The organism is Nocardia spumae (assembly GCF_020733635.1).
GTDB lineage: Bacteria > Actinomycetota > Actinomycetes > Mycobacteriales > Mycobacteriaceae > Nocardia > Nocardia spumae.
Genome location: NZ_JAJFZL010000001.1, coordinates 6248576 through 6269062, shown reverse-complemented (window position 1 = coordinate 6269062; position 20487 = coordinate 6248576). Strand labels below are relative to the sequence as shown.

Genomic DNA, 20487 nt, shown 5'->3' with positions numbered 1-20487 from the left:
TTGACAGCGCCGGACAAGTCAACATAAGTTAACCACAATTCGCAAAGTTAACCATCATTCTCGTCTCGCCGCCACCGTCGGCGGCCCACCTGGGAGTAACCATGAGCGATCACGACCACACCCCCGGCCTCACCATCGTGGCCGACGATCGCGTCTTACGGGTCACCATCGACAATCCCGGTCGTAAGAACGCCCTCAGCTACGACGCCATGATCGCGCTGGGGGACACCTTCCTGAGGGTCGCCGAGGACCCGGCGATCCGCGTCGTGGTGCTGACCGGTGCCGGGGGCGATTTCTGCACCGGCGCGGATCTGTCCTCCGCCGCCGCCGAGAAGAGCCGGGGCATCACGCCGGAGATGACGATGGACGGCGCCAACCGCATGGTGCGCGCCATCATCGACGCGCCGGTGCCGGTGGTGGCCCGGGTGCGCGGCGCGGCCGCGGGAATCGGTGTGGCGCTGGCCCTTTCCGCCGACTTCACCTACGCGAGCGAGGAAGCGTATCTGCTACAGGCGTTCATCAACATCGGCCTGATGCCCGACGGCGGCGCCGCGGCGCTGGTGGCGGCCGCCTCCGGTCGTGCGCTGGCCGCGGAGCTGGCGCTGCTGGGCGAACGCCTGCCCGTCGCCGAGGCCCACCGCCGCGGCCTGCTCGCCGGGGTGCTGCCGGTCGAGGAACTCGACGCCAAGGTCGAGGCGGTCGCCACGAAGCTCGCCCACGGTCCCCGGCGCGCCCTCGAACTCACCAAGCGCACTCTCAATCGCGCGGCGCTGGCCTCACTCGACGAGGCCCTGGCCGCGGAGAAGGAAGGGCAGTCCGAATTGCTGCGCTCGCCCGATTTCGCGGAGGGCGCGGCGGCGATGCTGGGTAAGCGCAAGGCGGTCTTCGCGCACTAGCCGTCATGCCTGATGGGGAGCCCGGTTCGGTAGCCGCGTCGTTGCCGTATCCGGGCCCCGGCGCGGCTTAGGCTGACGCCATGGCGTACCTGATAACCGGGGCTACTGGGTGGATCGGTCGCTATCTTGTCCCCTCGCTGCTCGCGCGCGGCGATGAGGTGCACGTACTGGTGCGGCCCGGCGCCGATGCCGCCCATCGGTTCGATCGGTTCGCGCGCGGCTGGGCCGGCGGTGACCGGTTGCATGCGGTTCGCGGTGATCTGTCCCGGCCGGGCCTGGGCATCGATCCGGAATGGGTACGCCGGCACAGCGATTCGATCGGGCACATCTTCCATCTGGCGGGGGGATTCGACACCACCTGTGCCGGCGCCGGCACCCGGCAGGTGGTCGAGTTCGCCGCCGAGGTCAACGCCGGTGTATTGCACCACATTTCGACCGTCGAGGTGGCGGGTGCGGCCGAGGGGCTGTTCGCCGAGGATATGTTCGATATCGGGCAGCGGCTGCCGACCGCGGAGCAGCGCGCCGCCGTCGAAGCCGAACGGATGGTGCGTGACGGCTGCGCGGTCGGCTGGCGGATCTACCGGCCCTCGATCGTGATCGGCCACTCCCGTACCGGTGACGTCGATCGCCTCGCCGGTCCCTACGCCGTGTTCCGGCTGTTGCGCATGGCAGCCCAGCTACCCCGGCTGCTGCCCATCCTGGTCCCGAAACTCGGTGAAACCAATGTGGTGCCGGTCGATTTCGTCGCGCGTGCCATCGACCACATCGCCCATCGGCCCGGCGGCGACGGTACGACCTACCATCTGGTCGACCCACGCCGGCAGGGGACGGTCGACGTGCTCAACCTGTTCGCCGAGCAGGCCGGATCGCCACATCTGCTCGAGGTGATGCCCAAGCAGAGTCTGGAGGCGCTGCGTGGTGTGCCGGGTGTCGGCCGGTTGGTCGCCGCGCTCGGCGTACCGCAGGACATTCTCGACTCCACCGAATTCGGCTGCTGGTTCGACTGCCGCAACACCACCGCCGCGCTGGCCGGAACCGATATCCGGGTGCCGCCGCTAGCCGCCTACGCTCCCATCCTCTGGAAGCACTGGGTCGAGAACTGCGTCTGAGCCCGCGGGCGGGTAGTCGTAGCCGACCCAGCGGTCGCGGTTGGTCCAGCCGACCAGATCGAAGCGCCAGCGGAACGGCCAGGTCCGCGACACCGTCATGAACAACACCGCGCCGAGGGCCGCGTAGTCGTCGTGCGCGGACAGCAACGCCCGCTGCTGCCGCGGGGAGGCGGTGAAGAAGGCCTCGAACATCGAGATCGACTGCGCTGTGGTGAGCCGGCCCAGACCGTAGATCCCGCGCATCCGCATCCAGTACACCAGTCGCGCCTGCCACGGCCACAGTGCCTCGACCGGGTCGGCGCCGGTGCGCAAGGCGTCGATCAGGGTGTCCACGAGGGCGAGCGAATCGGCGACGCTGTAGCCAGTGCACGGATGCATCATGCCGCCGCGGGAGCCGAACGGAATCGGATCGCGCGTCCGCAGCCCGGCGCGCATCGGGGGCGGTGGCTGGTCCAGCGGATAGTGCGCGGCCTCGGCGGGTTCGTCGCCGCGCAGCCGGATGCCGTGCGCCAGCAGGCGATTCAGGGTGCGGCGGCGTAGCTCGTGCTGCGGCATACCGCCGCGCAGGCCGAGACTGGTCTCCTCGAAGATCACCGTGCCGTCGCCCAAGGGCACCGCGTAGAGGAACGACGGTGGTTCGCCGGGGCCGGCTCCGTTCTCGTCGCGCCAGTCCAGCAGCAGTCCCTCGCCGTCACCGACCATCGGGGCCGCCGTCTCGGCGTCCACGAAGATGCCGTGCGCGCTGGCGGTCCGCCGGGTCCCGGGAGCGGCCAGTCCGCGGGTGTCCACGACGGTCGTCGCGTCGACGGTGCTGCCGTCCTGCAGCTCCACCCGGTGCGCGCCGACGACGGTGGCCCGCCCGGTGAGGACGGTGGCGTCGTCGAGCGGAAGCGCCTCGCGCAGGCCGGGTTTGGACAGCACGCAGTAGGGGCGTTCGATCCGATGCCGCGACCGGGTCCAGACCACCGGCGCCTCGATGCGCTGGGCGATCGCGCTGTGCGGCAACCACTGTGGCAGTTCGTCGATCCAGCAGGAGAAGGTCGGCGGCCACAGCCGCTCGGGCCGCGGATCGACAGCAACCACATCGAAGCCGGCCCGCACGGCGCGGTGGGCGACGGCCCGTCCGGTCGGGCCGAGGCCGACCACACAGAGATCGGCGCGGCGGATATGGTGCGCACTCATAGCCCTCATTCTCTCAGCCCGGCAGCACACTCTCGCGGCGGCCGCCCGCCGGATGCCGCGCGGCCAGGACGTGCGGTGATGCGAAACGGATATACCCGGAGGGGGGTCGATACCGAATTGCCGCGAAATCGCCGATCACCCGTTATGGACCTCTCCGCTGCGCCGATAAAGTGTTGCTCAATTGTCCGTCTACCATGGGCTGACATGAGTACGATGCGGTTCTCGGTGGTGGCCGTTTTCGTGTGCGCCCTGATCGCCGTTGTCGCCCCTCACACCGAAGCGTTTCCGGTGGAGGTGCCGCCCGTGCCCGGCGCGAACGATTTCGCCTGCCGACCGACCTCGGACAAGCCCTACCCCGTGGTCCTGGCCCACGGGGCAGCGACCGACGCGCAATCCAGCTTCGCGGTGCTGGCCCCGGAACTACGCCGGCTCGGATACTGCGTATTCGCCGCCGACACCGGCCGGGTGCCGCTGCCGAACCTCGGTCTGAACGGGGCCGCGAAACCGGTGTGGCCCGGTCTCGGACCGATGTCGACCGCGTTGATGGGCGATGTTCCGTACGGCGTGGCCGATATCGCCTCCCAGGCCAGCGAGCTGTCCGCCTTCGTGACCATGGTCCGGGGTGTGACCGGCGCCCCGAAGGCGATCCTGGTGGGGCATTCGACCGGCGGAAACGAGATCCGGGAGCTGGTACGGCGGCATCCGGAGGTGGTCGCGAGCGTGGTCACCGTCGGTACGCCCTATCGCGGGTCGACCTTCTCCGGCCTGCCCTCGATGTACCCGTTCTACGGTGCGCTCGGCTTGAACGGGCAGGAGACCGCCGCGCAGGTCTACGGTCCCGCGGGCGCCGAACAGGTTCCGGGCACGCCGACCTTGGCGGCGCTCAACGCCGGTGGGGAAACCAGTCCCGGTATCCGCTACACCGCGATCGCGAGCCGCACCGACGAGGTGATCACCCCGCCGGAAACCGCGCTGATGTCCGATCCCAACGGTGAGGATCGCAATGTCTGGATCCAGGACGGCTGCCCGAATCTGGCGGTCGGCCACGCCGAGCTGCTGTCGAATCCGCGGGCCGTGGCTCAGATCGTGAGTGCGATCGCCGGTGCCGCGCCGCCCCCGCCCTGCTGAGCCGGGTCCGGCGCGTCGAGCGACCTATTTCGGAGTCACCCAGGTGGTGATGTCGGCGTGTACGACCTCGACACCGTGCTTGTCGTAGATCGACACCGGGACGACCAGTTCGAATCCCTGCGTGAGCGTCGTGAAGTCCGGAATCTCGTCCAGTTTCGCGATCGCGCGGAGTCCGGATTCGGCCTTGGTCAGATACTGCACGTTCATCGCCTTGGGAATCCAGCGATGCGTGGTCGGCACGGTCGCCTCACTGAGCATGCCCATCGCGACCTCGGCCAGATTGCAGGCCGCGATCGCGTGGAAGGTGCCCAGATGGTTGTGGATACCGAACCATTTCGGCGCGGTGACCTCGCACAGACCGGGTTCCAGTCGCACCACGTTCGGCACGACGGTGCCGAAGTAGGGGACCCGGGCGATCATGCCGACCGAGAACAGCGCATGTCCGAGCCGATTGTCGGGCAGCTTCTTCCAGCCGCGATAAGTTGCGGTCTCTTTCGCCATGAGCACATCTTACTCTGGAGTAAGTTAGAACGGCCACGACAGGCCCCGATCGCCGCGCAACCGGATCGTCTCGGAGATCGTCCCTGATTCGCCGCACCCGGTGTCACCCGTGCGGGGGATGCGGAATCCGCTCTCGTGATGACGATTTCGGTGCGGGGAGGTTCCTAGGATGGGCGCGTGAGATGTGCAGCGCGCGCGGTCGGCCGCCTCTTCGCCGCCGGACAGTGCGTGGTGTTCGCGCTCGTCGTCGCCGGGCCCGCCACCGCAGACGCGCCCGCGGCGGGTGGGGACGTGTCGATCGCGCAGACCCTCGGTGATCGCGAGCTCACCGTGATCCTGCGGCGGGTGACCTCGGTACCGGGCCCACTGCGGATCGAGGTGGTGGCACATGCCGGGACCGCCGCGGGAAGGCTGGCCCTCGAGCTCACGCCGACCGGCGCGGCGTCATCGGCGCACAGGCCGGCCCCCGGCGCTCCCACCGAGCGCGGCGCGGTCGAGCTGGCCGGTACGCCCGGCATGTTCTCGACGACGCTGCGGGTGGACCGCCCGGGACCGTGGGAACTGGCGGTCGACGACGGCGCCCGGGCGGCGCGGATCCCGTTCGTGGTGCCCGCGCAGATCGTCACGCCGCCGGAGCGATTCGTGTACGGCGGCTTCGTGGTCGCCGGCGTGCTGTTGCCGGTGGCCGCCGTGGTCGCGATCCGAGCCCGGCGCAGTGCGTGGGCGCTGCTGCCGGGAGCGGGTGTGGTGGCCGGTGTCGCGGTCGCGCTCACCGCCGCGATGCTCTCCACCTCGCTGCCGTTACCGCCGCAGCCCGGCATACAGCTCGATCCGAGTGTGGACGAGGCCGCCGATCCCTATGCCGCGCGGCAACCGCAGCTGTCGGACTACTCCCGTCCGCCGGTCATGGTGTCGGTCGCCGGTGTTCCGCCGCGAGCCGGTACGCCCGCAGATCTGGAGCTGAACCTGATCGACGCGGCGACCGGCATTCCCGTCGACGACCTGGTCGTCGTGGACGAGGCCCTGATCCATGCGCTGGTGGTGAGTCCGAGCGGGCGACTCGCACATCTGCATCCGATCCGGATCGGACCGGGCGAGTATCGGTTGCGCGTGAGCGCTCCCGAGGCCGGGCACTACGCCCTGTCGGTGGAACTCGAGCGTCGCGGCGGCGGTGTCCAGATGGTGCGCGCCGCAACCGGTTTCGATATCGGCGGCGATCGCGCCGCGGGCGATCGGCGGGAGGACGGCGCGGCGCTGCGTCCCGGCCCGGACGGCGCCGCGACCTCGGCTGTCGACGGTATTCCGATCCGGGTCAGCGCCACCACGGCCCGGGCCGGCGCCCCGGCCACGGTGACCGCGACCGTGGGCGGGACCGCCGAACTCCAGCCGTGGCTCGGCATGGTCGGGCATATGATCGTCGCCGGACCGCTCACCGGCGACAACGATCTCGGCACCGCGGTCCAGCAGGCGCCGGTGTGGGGTCACGCCCACTCGATGGGGGCGATGCCGGCCGACCATATGGCGAAGATGCCCGGAATGGGCGATATGTCGACCGATGGCGCGATGCTGATGCCGCCCGTGAACGGAGACAGCGCTCCCGACGAAACCGTCGCCGCCTACGGTCCCGCCGTGCCGTTCACCTACACCTTCGCGGCCCCGGGCACGTACCGGATATGGATCCAGGTCGAACGGAACTACACCGTCCTCACGATTCCGGTACTGCTCGAGGTCGGTGCGGGAGTGCCGCGATGAGCGCCGGGCCCGATGATGCGCGCGGTACCGGGTCCCCCGGGCCGCGCGCGGCGCCACCATCCGCCACCTCGGACACCGATTCCGCTGCCGCCGTGCAGAATTCGCGGTCGATCGATCCGCCCGAGCGGTTCGCGGCCGATCCGGTGGGCGGTGCGGGACGGCGGGCTCCGCGCCGGATATCGCGAGTACTCGGCGCGGTCGTGGTCGTGGTGGCCGCGATCGGCGCGATCGCGTGGTGGTCGTGGCCCGCGCGGGATTCGACGGTGGTACTGCACGGCGGCACGCTCACCCATCAGGTGACCGTGACTCTCGGCCATCGGGCCGGCGCCTCCGATATCGATATCGAATTATCCGATCGTGCCGGCAATCCGGTGCCGCGCGCGATGATTCGGGTGCAGTCCGTCGAGCCGCGCATGGGCTTCGCGGGCGAACCGGTACCGGCGGCCGATACCGGATCCGGTCGGTATCACGCCGCGAACGTGGCCTTCATGACGACCGGGCCGTGGCAGCTGCGGCTGTCGATCACCACCGGCGACGGTGTCGAGAACCTGTCCCTGCCACTGTGGATCGGCGGTTGATCGGTGCACCGCCCGACCGCAGGAAAGGATGATTCCATGAGTGTCCCGTACACCGCGATCGCGAGCGGATCGCCTACGGCTTCGGCCACGACCGTCGCTGCCCGATCCGGGACGGCGGCCCGCGCGGGCGCGTGGATCGTGCTGTTCGGAACCGTTGTCACCACCGTCGGCATCAGCTGGGATATCCAGTGGCACAACGAGGTCGGGCCGGACACCTTCTTCACGCTGCCGCACCTGTTGCTGTACTCGGGCAGTGCGATCGCCGGTTTCGCCAGTCTCGCCATGGTGGTGCTGGCGACCTCGGCGCAGCGCGCGGGCCGTCCCGTGCCCGCCGCCGGGGGGACGCCGATCCGCGTCTTCGGCTCGACGCTCACCGCACCCGTCGGCTATATGGTCTCCGGTGCCGGAGCGGCGTTGTTCCTGCTCTACGGCCTGTTCGATCTGGAATGGCATTCGATCTACGGATTCGACGCGGTATTGAACACGCCCTCGCACGTCGCGCTGTTCCTGTCGATCACCATCACCATGATCGGCAGCCTGATGGTGTTCGCCGCCCATCGCGACGAGCCGTGGGGCCGGGTCGGGGTCGTGTGCGCGACCGTCATCCTCATCGCCTTCACGCCGATTCCGGCCGACGCGCTGAACAATCTCGCGCTCCCGGTCGACGCGGTCGTGGTGGCGACCGTGCTGTTCGCGCCACTGCTGCTGATCACCGGCACACTGGCGCTGGGGCGTCCCGGGTCGGCGCTGGCCATCGGGGTGGCCACCGCGGTGCTGCAGGCAGTGCTGTGGTGGTTCTCGCCGTGGGCCGCGCACGTCTACGCCTCCGCGGTGGGGCTGCCACTGCGGGACGGGCTCACGCCCAAGCCGCCGACCTTCCCGAGCATCATCCCGATGTTCCTGTTCGTCGCGGCCTTCGCGGTGGAGGCGCTGCTGCTGTGGTTTCGTCGCCGTCCGCCCGCGGGGCTGGGAATACCGACGCTGCTGCCGGTGGCCGGGCTCGTCGCGAGCCTGATCATCGGCGTGGGACTGCCGCTGCAGGTGATCGCGACCTATCCGGATCCGCATATCTCGGCCGTCACCGTCGTCACCCTGATCGTGGTCGCGCTTCCGCTGGGTCTGCTCGCCGGATATCTGGGCGGCGCGTTCGCCGCGATGCTGCGCACGCTCACCGCGGGGGAGACCCGATGAACACCAACGCCCGACGTCCGGTTCGGTATCTGCTCGTACTGCTGGTGTTACTGCTGTCGGCGGCGGCCGGGGCCGGGCCGGCGGCCGCGTACCAGCCGGTGAACGTGGTCCACACCGAGCGCGTCCGGGTCGGCCCCTACGACCTGACGGTCGGCTTCTCGACCTGGCCGCTGCGGGCGATGCAGTCGCTGGACTTCACCTTCCTGCCCGAGGGCGGGATCGACGGCAGGGCCGGCACGCTGCGGGTGGACGGTCCGGGTTTGAAATCCGTCCGCACCCGGCCGCTGGTCCGGCATCCCCGCAAACGGGATTCGTGGGGCCTGGACGTCAAGGCTCTCGACGCGCCCGGAAGTTATCGCTTCGCTTTCGCGATCGACGGGCCCCAGGGCCACGGCGAGGGCGCGCTGGACGGACTGCGGGTGCTGGATCAGCCGGGGCCGCCGCTCGGAATGAGCTGGGTGCTGGGGACCCTGCCGCTACTGGGCCTGCTGGTCTTCCTTGCGGTAGCGTGGCGGCGGACCCGGCCGCGGTTGCGCTCGCTACCGGTCTGACCTGCGATCGGCAGCCGTCACCGGGGTATTCGACCCCCGATTTGGAGGCGTCCGGGGGGCTCGGGCATACTGTTCGGGTTGCCTGCAGCGGTGGCGTGCGTCCATCGGTGGCAGGCGAGCAGTACCCACTGAGTATCGGCGTCGAGTCCGGCGCGGGTACGTCCGGGACGAAGTTCCGAGGCCAATAGGTGAAGTTTGCCCAGGGCCGAAGAATGAGCGGAGAGGCGACACGCCCGACCGCGTGGACCGGAAGAACCATGACAGATGAACAGCGGCGATGGATCGGGTGCGCCCCGGTCGTGATGGTGGCTGATGCGTCTTCGTGTGTTCGGGCTGTGCAAATGAGGGTGGTTCGGAAGCGAAAGCTTCTGGAGCACAACGTAAGCGGAGAAAAGGACACTCAGCGTGGCGGGACAGAAGATCCGCATCAGGCTCAAGGCCTACGACCATGAGGCGATCGACGCGTCTGCGCGCAAGATCGTCGAAACGGTGACCCGCACCGGTGCCCGCGTCGTCGGGCCTGTGCCGTTGCCGACCGAGAAGAACGTGTACTGCGTCATCCGCTCGCCGCACAAGTACAAGGACTCGCGCGAGCACTTCGAGATGCGCACGCACAAGCGGCTGATCGACATCCTCGACCCGACGCCGAAGACGGTCGACGCGCTCATGCGCATCGATCTGCCGGCCAGCGTCGACGTCAACATTCAGTGACGGGGATTGCAGATATGACTGACAACAAGAACAGGCCGGCGGCCGGCATCCTGGGCACCAAGCTCGGTATGACCCAGGTGTTCGACGAGAAGAACCGCGTCGTCCCCGTGACCGTCATCAAGGCCGGACCGAACGTCGTGACCCAGATCCGCACCGAAGAGCGCGACGGCTACTCCGCCGTTCAGATCGCCTTCGGCGCGATCGACCCGCGCAAGGTGAACAAGCCCGTCGCCGGGCAGTTCGCCAAGGCCGGTGTCACCCCGCGTCGCCACATCGCCGAGATCCGCGTCGCCGACGCCGCTCAGTTCGAGGTGGGACAGGAACTGTCGGCCGAGGTCTTCGAAGAAGGCACCTACGTCGACGTGACCGGCACCAGCAAGGGCAAGGGCTACGCCGGTGTCATGAAGCGTCACGGCTTCAAGGGTCAGGGCGCCGCTCACGGTGCGCAGGCCGTGCACCGCCGTCCGGGGTCCATCGGTGGATGTTCGACGCCCGGCCGTGTTTTCAAAGGCATGCGGATGGCCGGCCGGATGGGTAACGACCGCGTGACCACGCAGAACCTCTCGGTCCACAAGGTGGACGCCGAGAACGGCCTGCTGCTGATCAAGGGCGCGATCCCGGGTCGCAAGGGCGGCATCGTGATCGTCAAGAGCGCTGCGAAGGGTGGTGCCCGGGCATGAGCACCGACACTGTGACGTCCGAAAAGGCGACCAATCTTACGCTTCCGGTGAAAGAGCCGGGCGGCAAGACCAACGGCACCGTCGACCTCCCCGCGGAGATCTTCGACGCGACTGCCAACATCGCGCTGATGCACCAGGTCGTCGTGGCCCAGCAGGCCGCGGCTCGCCAGGGCACGCACGCCACCAAGACCCGCGGCGACGTCCGCGGTGGTGGTAAGAAGCCGTACCGCCAGAAGGGCACCGGCCGCGCCCGCCAGGGTTCGACCCGGGCGCCGCAGTTCGCCGGCGGTGGCACCGTGCACGGCCCGCAGCCGCGCGACTACTCGCAGCGCCTGCCCAAGAAGATGAAGGCCGCCGCCCTGCGTGGCGCCCTGTCGGACCGGGCCCGCAACGAGCGCATCCACGTCATCACCGAACTGGTCTCCGGCCAGACGCCGTCCACCAAGGCCGCCAAGAACTTCCTGGCCGAGCTGTCGGACCGCAAGAAGGTGCTGGTCGTGGTCGGCCGCGAAGATGTGACCGCGTGGAAGAGCGTGGCGAACCTGCAGGGTGTGCACCCGATTTCGCCGGATCAGTTGAACACCTACGACGTGCTGTACAGCGACGATGTCGTGTTCAGCGTCGAGGCGCTCAACGCGTTCGTGCACGGCCCCGCGGAATCCCCGCAGAGCGCTGCGAGTGCACAGGAGGAGAGCAAGTGACCACCATCGCAGATCCGCGCGACATCCTGCTCGCGCCGGTGATCTCCGAGAAGTCCTATGGGCTGATCGAAGAGGGCACCTATACCTTCCTGGTGCACCCCGACTCGAACAAGACGCAGATCAAGATCGCCGTCGAGAAGGTTTTCGGCGTCACCGTGACCAGCGTCAACACTGCCAACCGTCAGGGCAAGCGCAAGCGGACCCGCTTCGGTTACGGCCAGCGCAAGAGCACCAAGCGCGCGCTCGTGACCATCTCGGCCGACAGCAAGCCCATCGAGATCTTCGGAGGCCCGGTCGCGTAAGCGGCGGGGAATCCAGAAAGCAGAGAAGAACTCATGGCAATCCGTAAGTACAAGCCGACTACGCCGGGTAGGCGCGGGTCGTCCGTTTCGGACTTCGCCGAGATCACCCGGTCCACTCCTGAGAAGTCGCTGCTGCGTCCGCTCAGCAAGTCCGGTGGTCGTAACGCGCACGGCCGCATCACCACCCGTCACCGCGGTGGTGGTCACAAGCGGGCCTACCGTCTGATCGACTTCCGCCGGTTGGACAAGGACGGCATCCCGGCCAAGGTCGCTCACATCGAGTACGACCCGAACCGCACCGCCAACATCGCCCTGCTGCACTACGCGGACGGCGAGAAGCGCTACATCATCGCGCCGAAGGGTATCGCCCAGGGCACGAAGATCGAGTCCGGCGCCGGTGCCGACATCAAGCCCGGCAACAACCTGCCGCTGCGCTCGATCCCGACCGGTACCACCATCCACGCGGTGGAGCTCCGTCCGGGCGGTGGCGCCAAGATGGCCCGCGCCGCCGGTATGAGCATTCAGCTGCTGGGTAAGGAAGGCTCCTACGCCGTCCTGCGTATGCCCTCCGGCGAAATCCGTCGCGTCGACGTGCGCTGCCGCGCCACCGTCGGCGAGGTCGGCAACGCCGAGCAGTCGAACATCAACTGGGGTAAGGCCGGCCGTATGCGCTGGAAGGGTCGCCGCCCCACGGTCCGTGGTGTCGTGATGAACCCCGTCGACCACCCGCACGGCGGTGGTGAGGGCAAGACCTCCGGTGGTCGCCACCCGGTCTCGCCTTGGGGCAAGCCCGAAGGCCGTACCCGTAAACCCAACCGTCCGAGCGACAAGCTCATCGTCCGCCGTCGCGGCAAGAAGCGTTAAGGAGGAGGTTAAAGATGCCACGCAGCCTCAAGAAGGGCCCGTTCGTCGACGAACACCTCCTCAAGAAGGTGGACGTCCAGAACGAGAAGAACACGAAGCAGGTCATCAAGACCTGGTCGCGTCGTTCGACCATCATCCCCGATTTCATCGGCCACACGTTCTCGGTCCACGACGGCCGCAAGCACGTGCCGGTGTTCGTGTCGGAGAACATGGTTGGGCACAAGCTCGGTGAGTTCGCGCCGACCAGGACTTTCCGTAGCCACGTGAAGGAAGATCGGAAGAGCAAGCGGCGATGAGCGAAGCGAAGAGCCAGACAGCACAGCTGAGCGAACCCGAGGCGAACCCGACCGCGCGCGCGACCGCGAAGCACGTTCGCGTCACTCCGATGAAGGCTCGCCGTGTCGTGGACCTGGTCCGCGGCAAGCGGGTCGAGGATGCGCTGAACATCCTGCGGTTCGCGCCGCAGGCCGCCAGCGAACCGGTCGCCAAGGTCGTGGCCAGCGCCGCGGCGAACGCCGAGAACAACTTCGGCCTGAACCCCGACACCCTGGTCATCTCGACGGCGTATGTCGACGAGGGCGCGACCATGAAGCGTTTCCAGCCGCGCGCCCAGGGCCGCGCGTTCCGGATCCGCAAGCGCACCAGCCACATCACGATCGAGGTCGAGAGCTTGCCTAACACTGCCAGCGCCTCCTCGCGCAACCGCCGGAAGGGAGGGGCTAAGTAAATGGGACAGAAAATCAACCCCCATGGCTTCCGCCTCGGTATCACCACCGATTGGAAGTCCCGCTGGTACGCCGACAAGCAGTACAAGGAATACGTCAAGGAAGACGTAGCCATCCGCAAACTGCTGAGCACCGGTATGGAGCGGGCCGGCATCTCGAAGGTCGAGATCGAGCGCACTCGTGACCGCGTCCGGGTGGATATCCACACCGCGCGTCCGGGCATCGTGATCGGCCGTCGCGGCGCCGAGGCCGACCGTATCCGTGCCGAGCTGGAGAAGCTCACCGGTAAGCAGGTTCAGCTGAACATCCTCGAGGTCAAGAACCCCGAGTCCGATGCCCAGCTGGTTGCCCAGGGTGTGGCCGAGCAGCTCTCCAACCGTGTGGCGTTCCGTCGCGCGATGCGTAAGGCCATCCAGTCGGCCATGCGTTCGCCGAACGTCAAGGGCATTCGAGTGCAGTGCTCGGGCCGCCTCGGTGGCGCCGAAATGTCGCGCTCGGAGTTCTACCGTGAGGGTCGGGTGCCGCTGCACACGCTGCGCGCCGACATCGATTACGGCCTGTACGAGGCTCGGACCACCTTCGGCCGCATCGGCGTGAAGGTCTGGATCTACAAGGGCGACATCGTCGGTGGCAAGCGTGAGGTCACGGCCAACGCTGCTCCGGCCGGTGAGCGTCGCGAGCGTCGGGAGCGGCCGAGCCGTCCGCGGCGGTCCGGTTCGTCCGGCACCACCGCCACCAGCACTGAGGCCGGACGGGCCGCCACTGCTGTGGCGGAGCCGCCGGCAGAGAATCAGGAGGGCTGACCCATGCTGATGCCCCGCAAGGTCAAGCACCGCAAGCAGCACCACCCGGGTCGTTCCGGTATGGCCAAGGGCGGCACTTCGGTGGCGTTCGGTGAGTTCGGCATCCAGGCTCTCGAGCCCGCCTACGTCACCAACCGGCAGATCGAGTCGGCGCGTATCGCGATGACCCGCCACATCAAGCGTGGCGGCAAGATCTGGATCAACATCTACCCGGATCGCCCGCTGACCAAGAAGCCCGCCGAGACCCGCATGGGTTCCGGTAAGGGTTCGCCGGAGTGGTGGATCGCGAACGTCAAGCCGGGTCGGGTGATGTTCGAGATGTCCTACCCGAACGAGGAGATCGCTCGTGAGGCGCTGCGCCGCGCGATGCACAAGCTCCCGATGAAGTGCAGGATCGTGACCAGGGAGGAGCAGTTCTGATGGCTACCGGAACTCCGGCCGCAGACCTGCGCGAGCTCAACGAGGACGAGCTCGTCGCCCGCCTGCGCGAATCGAAGGAAGAGCTGTTCAACCTGCGCTTCCAGATGGCGACCGGCCAGATGACGAACAACCGGCGCCTGCGTGTGGTCCGCCACGAGATCGCGCGCATCTACACGGTCATGCGTGAGCGCGAGCTCGGCCTGGCCTCCGGTCCTGAAGGCAAGGGAGACGCGGCATGAGTGACGCCAAGGGCCCGGCCAAGACGCCGGCCAAGGAGGAGGTGCGTGGCAGCCGCAAGGTGCGTGTCGGCTACGTCGTCTCCGACAAGATGAACAAGACGATCGTCGTCGAGCTGGAAGATCGTAACCGGCACCCGCTGTACGGCAAGATCATCCGCACCACCTCCAAGGTGAAGGCGCACGACGAGAACGAGGTTGCCGGTGTCGGCGACCGCGTGCAGCTGATGGAGACCCGTCCGCTGTCCGCTACCAAGCGGTGGCGGCTGGTGGAGGTTCTGGAAAAGGCGAAGTAGTCTTTCCGGCTCCGGCTGTGTAGTCGAATCGCGAAGGCCCGCTTCCCGTACGGGAAGCGGGCCTTCGTGTGTTTCCGGGCGCGAATTCGCGGGGCGATCCGCTCGCGGCTATCCCGCGCGGGCGCTGCGTAGCATGGGAGCCGTGGGCGAGGACGGGATCGAACCGGAGCGCACGCTGTCGTTCGCCGAGTTGCCGGCCGGGCTCCGGGCCGATGTGCGGTCGCTCTGGGATTACAACTCGATGGGGCACGATATCCGGCGGGTGGACGCGGGAATCGGGCTGGGGAGCCACGATATCGGGGTCGCCACCTGGGCGGCGGGACTGTTCCGGCGCGGTGTCTTTCCGGTGCTCGTCTTCAGCGGGGCCAACGCGCCGACCACCACGGCGGTGTTTCCGCGGGGCGAGGCGGTGCACTATCGCGAACATGCTGTCGCACTGGGGGTTCCGCAAGCCGCGGTGCTCACCGAGACCGAGGCGCGCAATACCGCGGAGAACATCGACTTCTCGCATGCGCTACTGCGGGAGTCGGGTCGGCGGGTGGATTCGGTGATGCTGATCTGCCGGCCGTATCAACAGCGGCGCGGTTATGCCACGTGCCGCAAGCGCTGGCCGGATGTCGATGTCATCTGCGGTTCGCTACCGGAATCGATGGAACGCTACATCGAACGCATCGGGGATACGGTGGGGGTGATCGATATGCTGGTGGGGGATACGCAGCGGGTGTGGCGGTATGCGGCCGAGGGGTGGGCGATCGATCAGGACGTGCCGGATACGGTGCGGTCGGCATTCACCCGGCTGGTGGCGGCCGGATTCACCAGCAGGTTGCTTCCGGAGCGTTGATGTCACCGCCGGGAAGGACGCGGGCGGATCGGTAGGATTCGGCAGGTAGGGGAGGACCGAAATGTATTGGCCGATCAGCTTGTTCGTCGGGAAGAGGCACGGTTCGCCGGCCGGTGGTTTCGAGCACGTGATCGCGCGTGGTCGAATTGCTCTGGCGCGCACAGTGTCCGTGACGCCGTGATGCGCGTGCTGATCGCCGGCGCCGGGATCGCCGGGCTGACCGCGGCGGCATGTCTGCAGCGGGTCGGCATCGACGCGGTTGTGGTCGACGCGGTCACCGAACTGCGGCCGCTGGGTGTCGGGATCAATCTGCTCCCGCACGCCGTGCACGTACTGCACGAGCTGGGACTCGCTGCGGCACTGGCCGATTGCGCGATCGCGACCACCGCGGCGGTGCATCTCGACCGGTTCGGCAACCGGATCTGGACGCAACCGCGCGGACTCGCCGCGGGACACGAGCTGCCGCAATATTCGATCCACCGCGGGGAACTACAGGGCCTGCTGCTGGCCACCGTGCGGGAGCGGCTCGGAACCGATGCGGTGCGCGCGGGTATGGCGTTGCGTTCGTTCACGCAGGAGGCGGGTGGTGTGCGCTGCCGGATCCTGGACCGCGCAACCGGTCTCGTCGTCGAACAGTTCGCCGATGTGCTGATCGGTGCGGACGGACTGCACTCCACCGTCCGGGCGCAGCTGCATCCGGGGGAGGGGCGACCGGTGTGGAACGGCATCCGGATCTGGCGGGGGACCGCACAGATGCGCCCCTTCCTGGACGGTCGCACCATGGTGATCGCGGGGTCGAATCGGGCGGCGAAGATGGTGATGTACCCCATCGGACCGGCGGCCGAGCACAGTCAACGGGCATTGATCAACTGGGTCGCCGAGGTACGGGTGGGCGACGACACCGCCGTGCCGAGCCCGGACTGGAATCGCGTGGGGCGGTTGCGCGATGTGCTGCCGCATTACGAGGGTTGGCGACTCGCCGGTGTGGATCTGGCCGAAATGCTGTCGGCCAGTGGAGAAATCCTCGAATATCCGATGGTCGATCGAGATCCGCTGCCGCGCTGGGGGGTCGGCGGGGTGACCCTGATGGGCGACGCCGCCCATCCGATGTACCCGGTCGGGTCCAACGGCGGTTCGCAGGCCGTCCTCGATGCCCGGGCGCTGGCCACCGAACTCGCCGCCGCGACCGATCCCGTCGCCGGGCTGGCCCGGTACGAGGCGGCACGCCGCGAGATCGCCAACGCCATCGTGCTGGTGAACCGGGATATGCCGATGGATCGAATCCTGCATACGGTGACCGAACGGGCGCCCGACGGTTTCGACCGCATCGAGGACGTGCTGACCGAGGCCGAATTGGCTCAGTTGGCCGGCGCGTATCGGGGCGCCGGAGCAGCCGGCTCGGCCGATCTACCGTCCGTACGAATCCGATAGTGCGCCATTCGACTCGAGCTCGAGGACGCGACGCGGATTCGACAGATCCGTGCCCTGCAGTGAACGAAACCAGCGCCCCAGAGCGGTCGGCCCTTCGATCCGTGCGCGGCCGGTGAGCCAGATACTGCCGGGAGCGTGGCGCACCACCTCGACGACCGCCAGTGTCGTCGCGAGGACAGCGACGAACAGTATCGCGGTACCTCCGCCCGCGCCCACGCCGCTGTTCAGGTGGGGCGCCAAGGGCATCAGCAACTCCAGCACGATCGGATGTATGAGGAACACCGCGAAGGAGCGGTCGGCGCCGTAGCGTGAGATGCGGGCGACGACACGATAATTGGGCCGTAGCCACGACCACCAGGTGCTGACGGTGTAGAGCCCGGCGATCAACGCGAGGAAGTAGACCGCCATATACGGGTTGAAAACGTTGTCGGCCTGCCACGGTGTGCTGCCGCCCGCCACGGACCGCTGGTACCACAGCTCGGCGCCGAGGGCGGCCGCGACGGTACCGGCCAGCAGGAATGGACCGAAGCGTCGCACGACACGATCGACGGTGCCGATATGCCATGCCGCGACCGCACCGAACAGCACATAGAACTGATACGGCAGCACCGTCACGTACAGGTGGTCCCACAGTTGTGCCGGAATTCCGGTCAGGGTCGGTGGGTGCGACAGCGCCCACAGCAGGCCCAGCTGGACGATCGCGCTCGCCCCCAGCAGCCATCGGTGACAGCCGACGGTGCGTCGCACGAGCTGCAGCAGTGCCGGGAACAACAGATAGATCTGCATCGACACCAACAGGAAGTACAGCTGGTACCAGGCTTCACCGGTGGCCAGTTCGAGGGCCAGCCGGCGCACCGCCTGCCCGGCGGTCTCCTGATGGATTCCGGCGACGATCGAATAGCCCCAGTAGAACACCGACCAGACCACATACGGGATGCCGACGAGGGCGAAGCGTCGGCGCCAGAATCCGCGCGCGACGAAGGACCGGTCGGCGTACTGATAGATCAGGACGAACGCGGTCAAGGTGAAGAAGGCTTCGCGGGGAAAGTGCAGCAGCACCATGACCCCGTTGGCCGCCACATTGTTCGGATCGCTGGATCTGTCGATGACGTGGACGCCGATGACACAGGCGAAGGTCAGAATTCGGAACAGGTTGACTTGATGGAGGTAGGGCCGTGACGGTTCGGGCCGCGCGGAGTCCCCGTCGGCCGGCCGTTCGGTCACCGAAATTGCCGCAGTCAAGCTCATAAGGCGGCCGCGTTCGGTGGGCAGGAGCACCGTCCGTCGCGCAGCAAGGTCGCCGACGAATGCGCTCGCGGAAAGGTGTCGATCATCTGCATCCTCGAGTCGGTCGTCACTTCCATGATCGCGATCAAACCTGTGAGGATCCTCATCGACCCCTTCGAGGCAACTGAATTGCCTGGTAGAGAGGGCGGAACGGCGTGTCAGCCGCCGACGGCGATCGGCATGCTGATGCGACGGGCGGTCTCCAGAATGCCGAGCACCCGGGAGCCGGGGAGACCGACGGCCGCGCCGATCGCCGCCGGGGTCCAGGATTCGTCGGTGAGGGTGAGAACTTCAGCCAGCTGCTCGACCGTGAGTTTGGACAGTCCGCGCCTGCGGATCTCCCGCGCCACGGACCAGATCGCGACCTCGCCGGTCTCGGGTTCGGCGGGGTCGGCACCCACCGATTCGAGGTCGTCGAATTCGTTCTCGGCGGCATCCGGGACGTCGAATTCCACCTGATCGTCCACGTCGGTCCCCGTCGGGTCGGCACTGTCGTCGTGGCGGTCGTCCGAGAGCTCCGGGCGGGTTTCGCGCCCGATGCGCTCCGTGGCGGCCTCGGTGGCCGCGACAGCGGCCGCCGCGTGGGAGGGGTTTCGCGGGGATTCCGCGATCGGTTCGCCCAGCACCAGCTGGACCGCATCGTCGACGGCGCGGCGGGTCCGGGTCCGGCGCGGTTCGTCGGAGACGATGCGCAGCCCCGCGCCGGGAGCGGGACGCGCCGCCGGTTGCTCGGGCGCGGACAAGTCCTCAGCGGGTACGGATGTGGCGGATCCGGACGCCGCCGGCGCGGCCGCGGTGTCGGTTGTGGGCTCGAACGATGATGTTGCCGAATCCGATTCGGAAATCATCGCCTCGGCGGTGGGTACCGGTGCGATGTGCGCGGAGGCCGGCGAGTCCGCCACCGGCGGTACGGCGGCGGATTCCGGCTCCGGGGCCATCGCGGCGGATTGCGCGGCGAAATCGGCAGGGCGCGTCGGGTTCTGTGTCGGCACAGCGCTATCCGGCGTCTCGGCCGGACCGGGTCGCTCGATGGGCCGGGTATCGATCGGTTGCGGCGAATGATGCTGCGGTGCGGCCATATCCGGCTGCGCGATTTCCGCGGCCTCGTCGTGGGCGAGCTCGTGCGGCACCGTGAGGTGTGCGAGCTGTGGATAGTTGTGGAAATCCGTGGACAGGTCACTGGCCGGCAGCGACTGTGGTTCGGCCCAACCCGGCAGGGTGTCGGATCGGTAGCTGGTGCGATATCCGGACGGGGGGCGATCGTCGGAATCGATGCCGTCGACCGGAATATCGTCGATCAATTGCGCATATCGGGCCGAAACCCAGGAATGCAGCCAGATCACCACGCCCACCATGACGGGAGCCACGGCCGCCTCCGCGGCCCGGGCCGGCTCTCCGGCGACCAGATGCGGTCCGGCGTTCAGCGCGATGGTGACGCCGAGCAGTGCCGTCTCCAGGAAGACCACTTTGCCGCGATCGATCTCGCGGCCCCAGCGGGCGGCGGTGGTGGCGACCACCATGATGGTGATGATCGGAATGGAGATCATCGCCTCGAAGCCGTAGCTGAGCCAGTACAGCGGATCGGACATGTCGCCGCTGGGCACCAGATTGTGCTGGACGTTCACGCCGGCCCACACCATCCCCAGGATCACGACGCCGATCAATGCCCGCGACGACCATTCGGCGCGCCGGAACAATTGCGCCAGTCGCGCATCGGAATTCGACACCCGCATCCGGGCCGCACGTGCGCGCCGATGCCAGCGCGCGTCGGATTCGTCGGCCCGCCGCAATGCCAGCGCCACGCGGCGATCCCGCTTCTCGGCGATCAATTCCTCGGATACCGCCCGCTTGCGCTGCCGGCGCCGCTGCGTGCGAATCCATTCGGCGAGTTCGCGTTCCGCGGTGATTTCCCGGTCGGACAATTCGGCGAACAGGGCCGGATCGGCCTGGAGTGGCAATTTGTCGCGTGCGGTGGCGACGCGCTGGGCCAGGGCGCTGAGCTCGGCCGGAACCGAGGTCGTGACTCGCGCGGTGGGAGAGGATGCGGCCTCGCCGCGCGAACGGTGTGCGGAATCCGCGGATTGCGCTGCGGTTGTTCCGGTCGACTGCTCGTCGAGCATGGCGTGCCTTTCCCGGCAGCAGCCGCGCTACCGAGGTCGATTACCCGAGTACTCGAACATATGTGTGATCGAGGTGAGAGTAATCCGTGACCAACTCGTGGTCAACGCTTTCACCGAACATCAGTTCGGAAGAAAGTGCAAATCGGCTGATCGCCGGGGTGATTCGAAAGACGCGCCCGGAA

24 protein-coding genes are annotated in these 20487 nt (G+C 67.9%); 20 read left to right on the top strand and 4 right to left on the bottom strand.

All coding sequences use genetic code 11. The features are described 5' to 3' along the window. Positions 1-101 precede the first annotated feature (101 nt). Both LKD76_RS27900 and LKD76_RS27895 read left to right on the top strand, forming a co-directional pair. On the top strand, positions 102-896 hold the full coding sequence (locus tag LKD76_RS27900; RefSeq protein WP_227984372.1) for an enoyl-CoA hydratase: 795 nt from the start codon (positions 102-104) through the stop codon (positions 894-896). An 80-nt stretch (positions 897-976) separates the two neighbouring features. Next, a complete protein-coding gene (locus tag LKD76_RS27895; RefSeq protein ID WP_227984371.1) occupies positions 977-2005 on the top strand; it encodes an SDR family oxidoreductase in 1029 nt (342 codons plus the stop codon). Here the strand turns inward: LKD76_RS27895 and LKD76_RS27890 are convergent. Then, entirely contained in the window at positions 1952-3196 is a 1245-nt protein-coding gene (locus LKD76_RS27890; protein WP_372465939.1) for a lycopene cyclase family protein, read from the bottom strand. The two genes, LKD76_RS27895 and LKD76_RS27890, sit on opposite strands and share 54 nt — an antisense overlap. Before the next feature lie 195 nt (positions 3197-3391). Between LKD76_RS27890 and LKD76_RS27885 the strand changes: the two genes are divergently transcribed. Continuing rightward, the gene (locus LKD76_RS27885; protein WP_227984369.1) at positions 3392-4315 is read left to right on the top strand and encodes an esterase/lipase family protein; all 924 of its coding nucleotides are present in this window, start codon (positions 3392-3394) and stop codon (positions 4313-4315) included. A gap of 24 nt (positions 4316-4339) precedes the next feature. Here the strand turns inward: LKD76_RS27885 and LKD76_RS27880 are convergent, their stop codons facing one another. After that, on the bottom strand, positions 4340-4816 hold the full coding sequence (locus LKD76_RS27880; protein WP_227984368.1) for a hotdog fold domain-containing protein: 477 nt from the start codon (positions 4814-4816) through the stop codon (positions 4340-4342). Between the two features lie 177 nt (positions 4817-4993). On the opposite strand from LKD76_RS27880, the gene LKD76_RS27875 reads away from it, so the two are divergent. From LKD76_RS27875 to LKD76_RS27795, 17 genes are all read left to right on the top strand, one after another. Continuing rightward, positions 4994-6568 (top strand): hypothetical protein, encoded by a 1575-nt coding sequence (locus LKD76_RS27875; protein WP_227984367.1) that lies wholly within the window; start codon positions 4994-4996, stop codon positions 6566-6568. Beyond that, complete coding sequence (locus tag LKD76_RS27870; protein WP_227984366.1) at positions 6565-7146, top strand: hypothetical protein; 582 nt, start codon at positions 6565-6567, stop codon at positions 7144-7146. Before LKD76_RS27875 ends, LKD76_RS27870 begins: the two co-directional genes overlap by 4 nt. A 36-nt stretch (positions 7147-7182) precedes the next feature. Further along, positions 7183-8337 carry a hypothetical protein gene (locus LKD76_RS27865; RefSeq protein ID WP_227984365.1) on the top strand — a complete coding sequence of 385 codons (1155 nt, stop codon included), beginning with the start codon at positions 7183-7185 and terminating at the stop codon, positions 8335-8337. Beyond that, positions 8334-8888 (top strand): hypothetical protein, encoded by a 555-nt coding sequence (locus tag LKD76_RS27860; RefSeq protein WP_372465938.1) that lies wholly within the window; start codon positions 8334-8336, stop codon positions 8886-8888. The genes LKD76_RS27865 and LKD76_RS27860 overlap by 4 nt, the downstream gene beginning before the upstream one ends. Positions 8889-9293: 405 nt before the next feature. Next, the gene (gene rpsJ, locus LKD76_RS27855; RefSeq protein ID WP_003938093.1) at positions 9294-9599 is read left to right on the top strand and encodes a 30S ribosomal protein S10; all 306 of its coding nucleotides are present in this window, start codon (positions 9294-9296) and stop codon (positions 9597-9599) included. Between the two features lie 14 nt (positions 9600-9613). Further along, positions 9614-10279 (top strand): 50S ribosomal protein L3, encoded by a 666-nt coding sequence (gene rplC / locus LKD76_RS27850; RefSeq protein ID WP_227984364.1) that lies wholly within the window; start codon positions 9614-9616, stop codon positions 10277-10279. Then, positions 10276-10980, top strand: a complete 705-nt coding sequence (rplD, locus tag LKD76_RS27845; protein ID WP_227984363.1) for a 50S ribosomal protein L4 — start codon at positions 10276-10278, stop codon at positions 10978-10980. The genes rplC and rplD overlap by 4 nt, the downstream gene beginning before the upstream one ends. Beyond that, positions 10977-11282 carry a 50S ribosomal protein L23 gene (gene rplW / locus LKD76_RS27840; RefSeq protein ID WP_025347175.1) on the top strand — a complete coding sequence of 102 codons (306 nt, stop codon included), beginning with the start codon at positions 10977-10979 and terminating at the stop codon, positions 11280-11282. The genes rplD and rplW overlap by 4 nt, the downstream gene beginning before the upstream one ends. A 33-nt stretch (positions 11283-11315) precedes the next feature. Next, entirely contained in the window at positions 11316-12146 is an 831-nt protein-coding gene (rplB, locus tag LKD76_RS27835; RefSeq protein ID WP_227984362.1) for a 50S ribosomal protein L2, read from the top strand. Between the two features lie 14 nt (positions 12147-12160). After that, a complete protein-coding gene (gene rpsS, locus LKD76_RS27830) occupies positions 12161-12442 on the top strand; it encodes a 30S ribosomal protein S19 (RefSeq protein WP_025347177.1) in 282 nt (93 codons plus the stop codon). Positions 12443-12468: 26 nt separating this feature from the next. Further along, positions 12469-12873: a 50S ribosomal protein L22 gene (rplV, locus tag LKD76_RS27825; RefSeq protein WP_227985426.1), complete on the top strand. Its 405-nt coding sequence runs from the start codon at positions 12469-12471 to the stop codon at positions 12871-12873. Then, positions 12874-13674 (top strand): 30S ribosomal protein S3, encoded by an 801-nt coding sequence (rpsC, locus tag LKD76_RS27820; protein ID WP_227984361.1) that lies wholly within the window; start codon positions 12874-12876, stop codon positions 13672-13674. Between the two features lie 3 nt (positions 13675-13677). Continuing rightward, on the top strand, positions 13678-14094 hold the full coding sequence (gene rplP, locus LKD76_RS27815; protein ID WP_025347180.1) for a 50S ribosomal protein L16: 417 nt from the start codon (positions 13678-13680) through the stop codon (positions 14092-14094). Next, entirely contained in the window at positions 14094-14333 is a 240-nt protein-coding gene (rpmC, locus tag LKD76_RS27810; RefSeq protein WP_227984360.1) for a 50S ribosomal protein L29, read from the top strand. The genes rplP and rpmC overlap by 1 nt, the downstream gene beginning before the upstream one ends. Continuing rightward, entirely contained in the window at positions 14330-14626 is a 297-nt protein-coding gene (gene rpsQ / locus LKD76_RS27805; protein ID WP_227984359.1) for a 30S ribosomal protein S17, read from the top strand. Before rpmC ends, rpsQ begins: the two co-directional genes overlap by 4 nt. 142 nt (positions 14627-14768) lie before the next feature. Beyond that, positions 14769-15467 (top strand): YdcF family protein, encoded by a 699-nt coding sequence (locus LKD76_RS27800; protein WP_227984358.1) that lies wholly within the window; start codon positions 14769-14771, stop codon positions 15465-15467. Between the two features lie 180 nt (positions 15468-15647). After that, on the top strand, positions 15648-16898 hold the full coding sequence (locus LKD76_RS27795) for an FAD-dependent monooxygenase (RefSeq protein WP_227985425.1): 1251 nt from the start codon (positions 15648-15650) through the stop codon (positions 16896-16898). Here the strand turns inward: LKD76_RS27795 and LKD76_RS27790 are convergent. After that, positions 16875-18122, bottom strand: coding sequence for an acyltransferase (locus LKD76_RS27790; RefSeq protein WP_227984357.1), 1248 nt, complete (start codon positions 18120-18122; stop codon positions 16875-16877). The genes LKD76_RS27795 and LKD76_RS27790 overlap by 24 nt on opposite strands. A gap of 221 nt (positions 18123-18343) precedes the next feature. Then, positions 18344-20305 (bottom strand): hypothetical protein, encoded by a 1962-nt coding sequence (locus tag LKD76_RS27785; protein ID WP_227984356.1) that lies wholly within the window; start codon positions 20303-20305, stop codon positions 18344-18346. Positions 20306-20487: the final 182 nt, after the last annotated feature.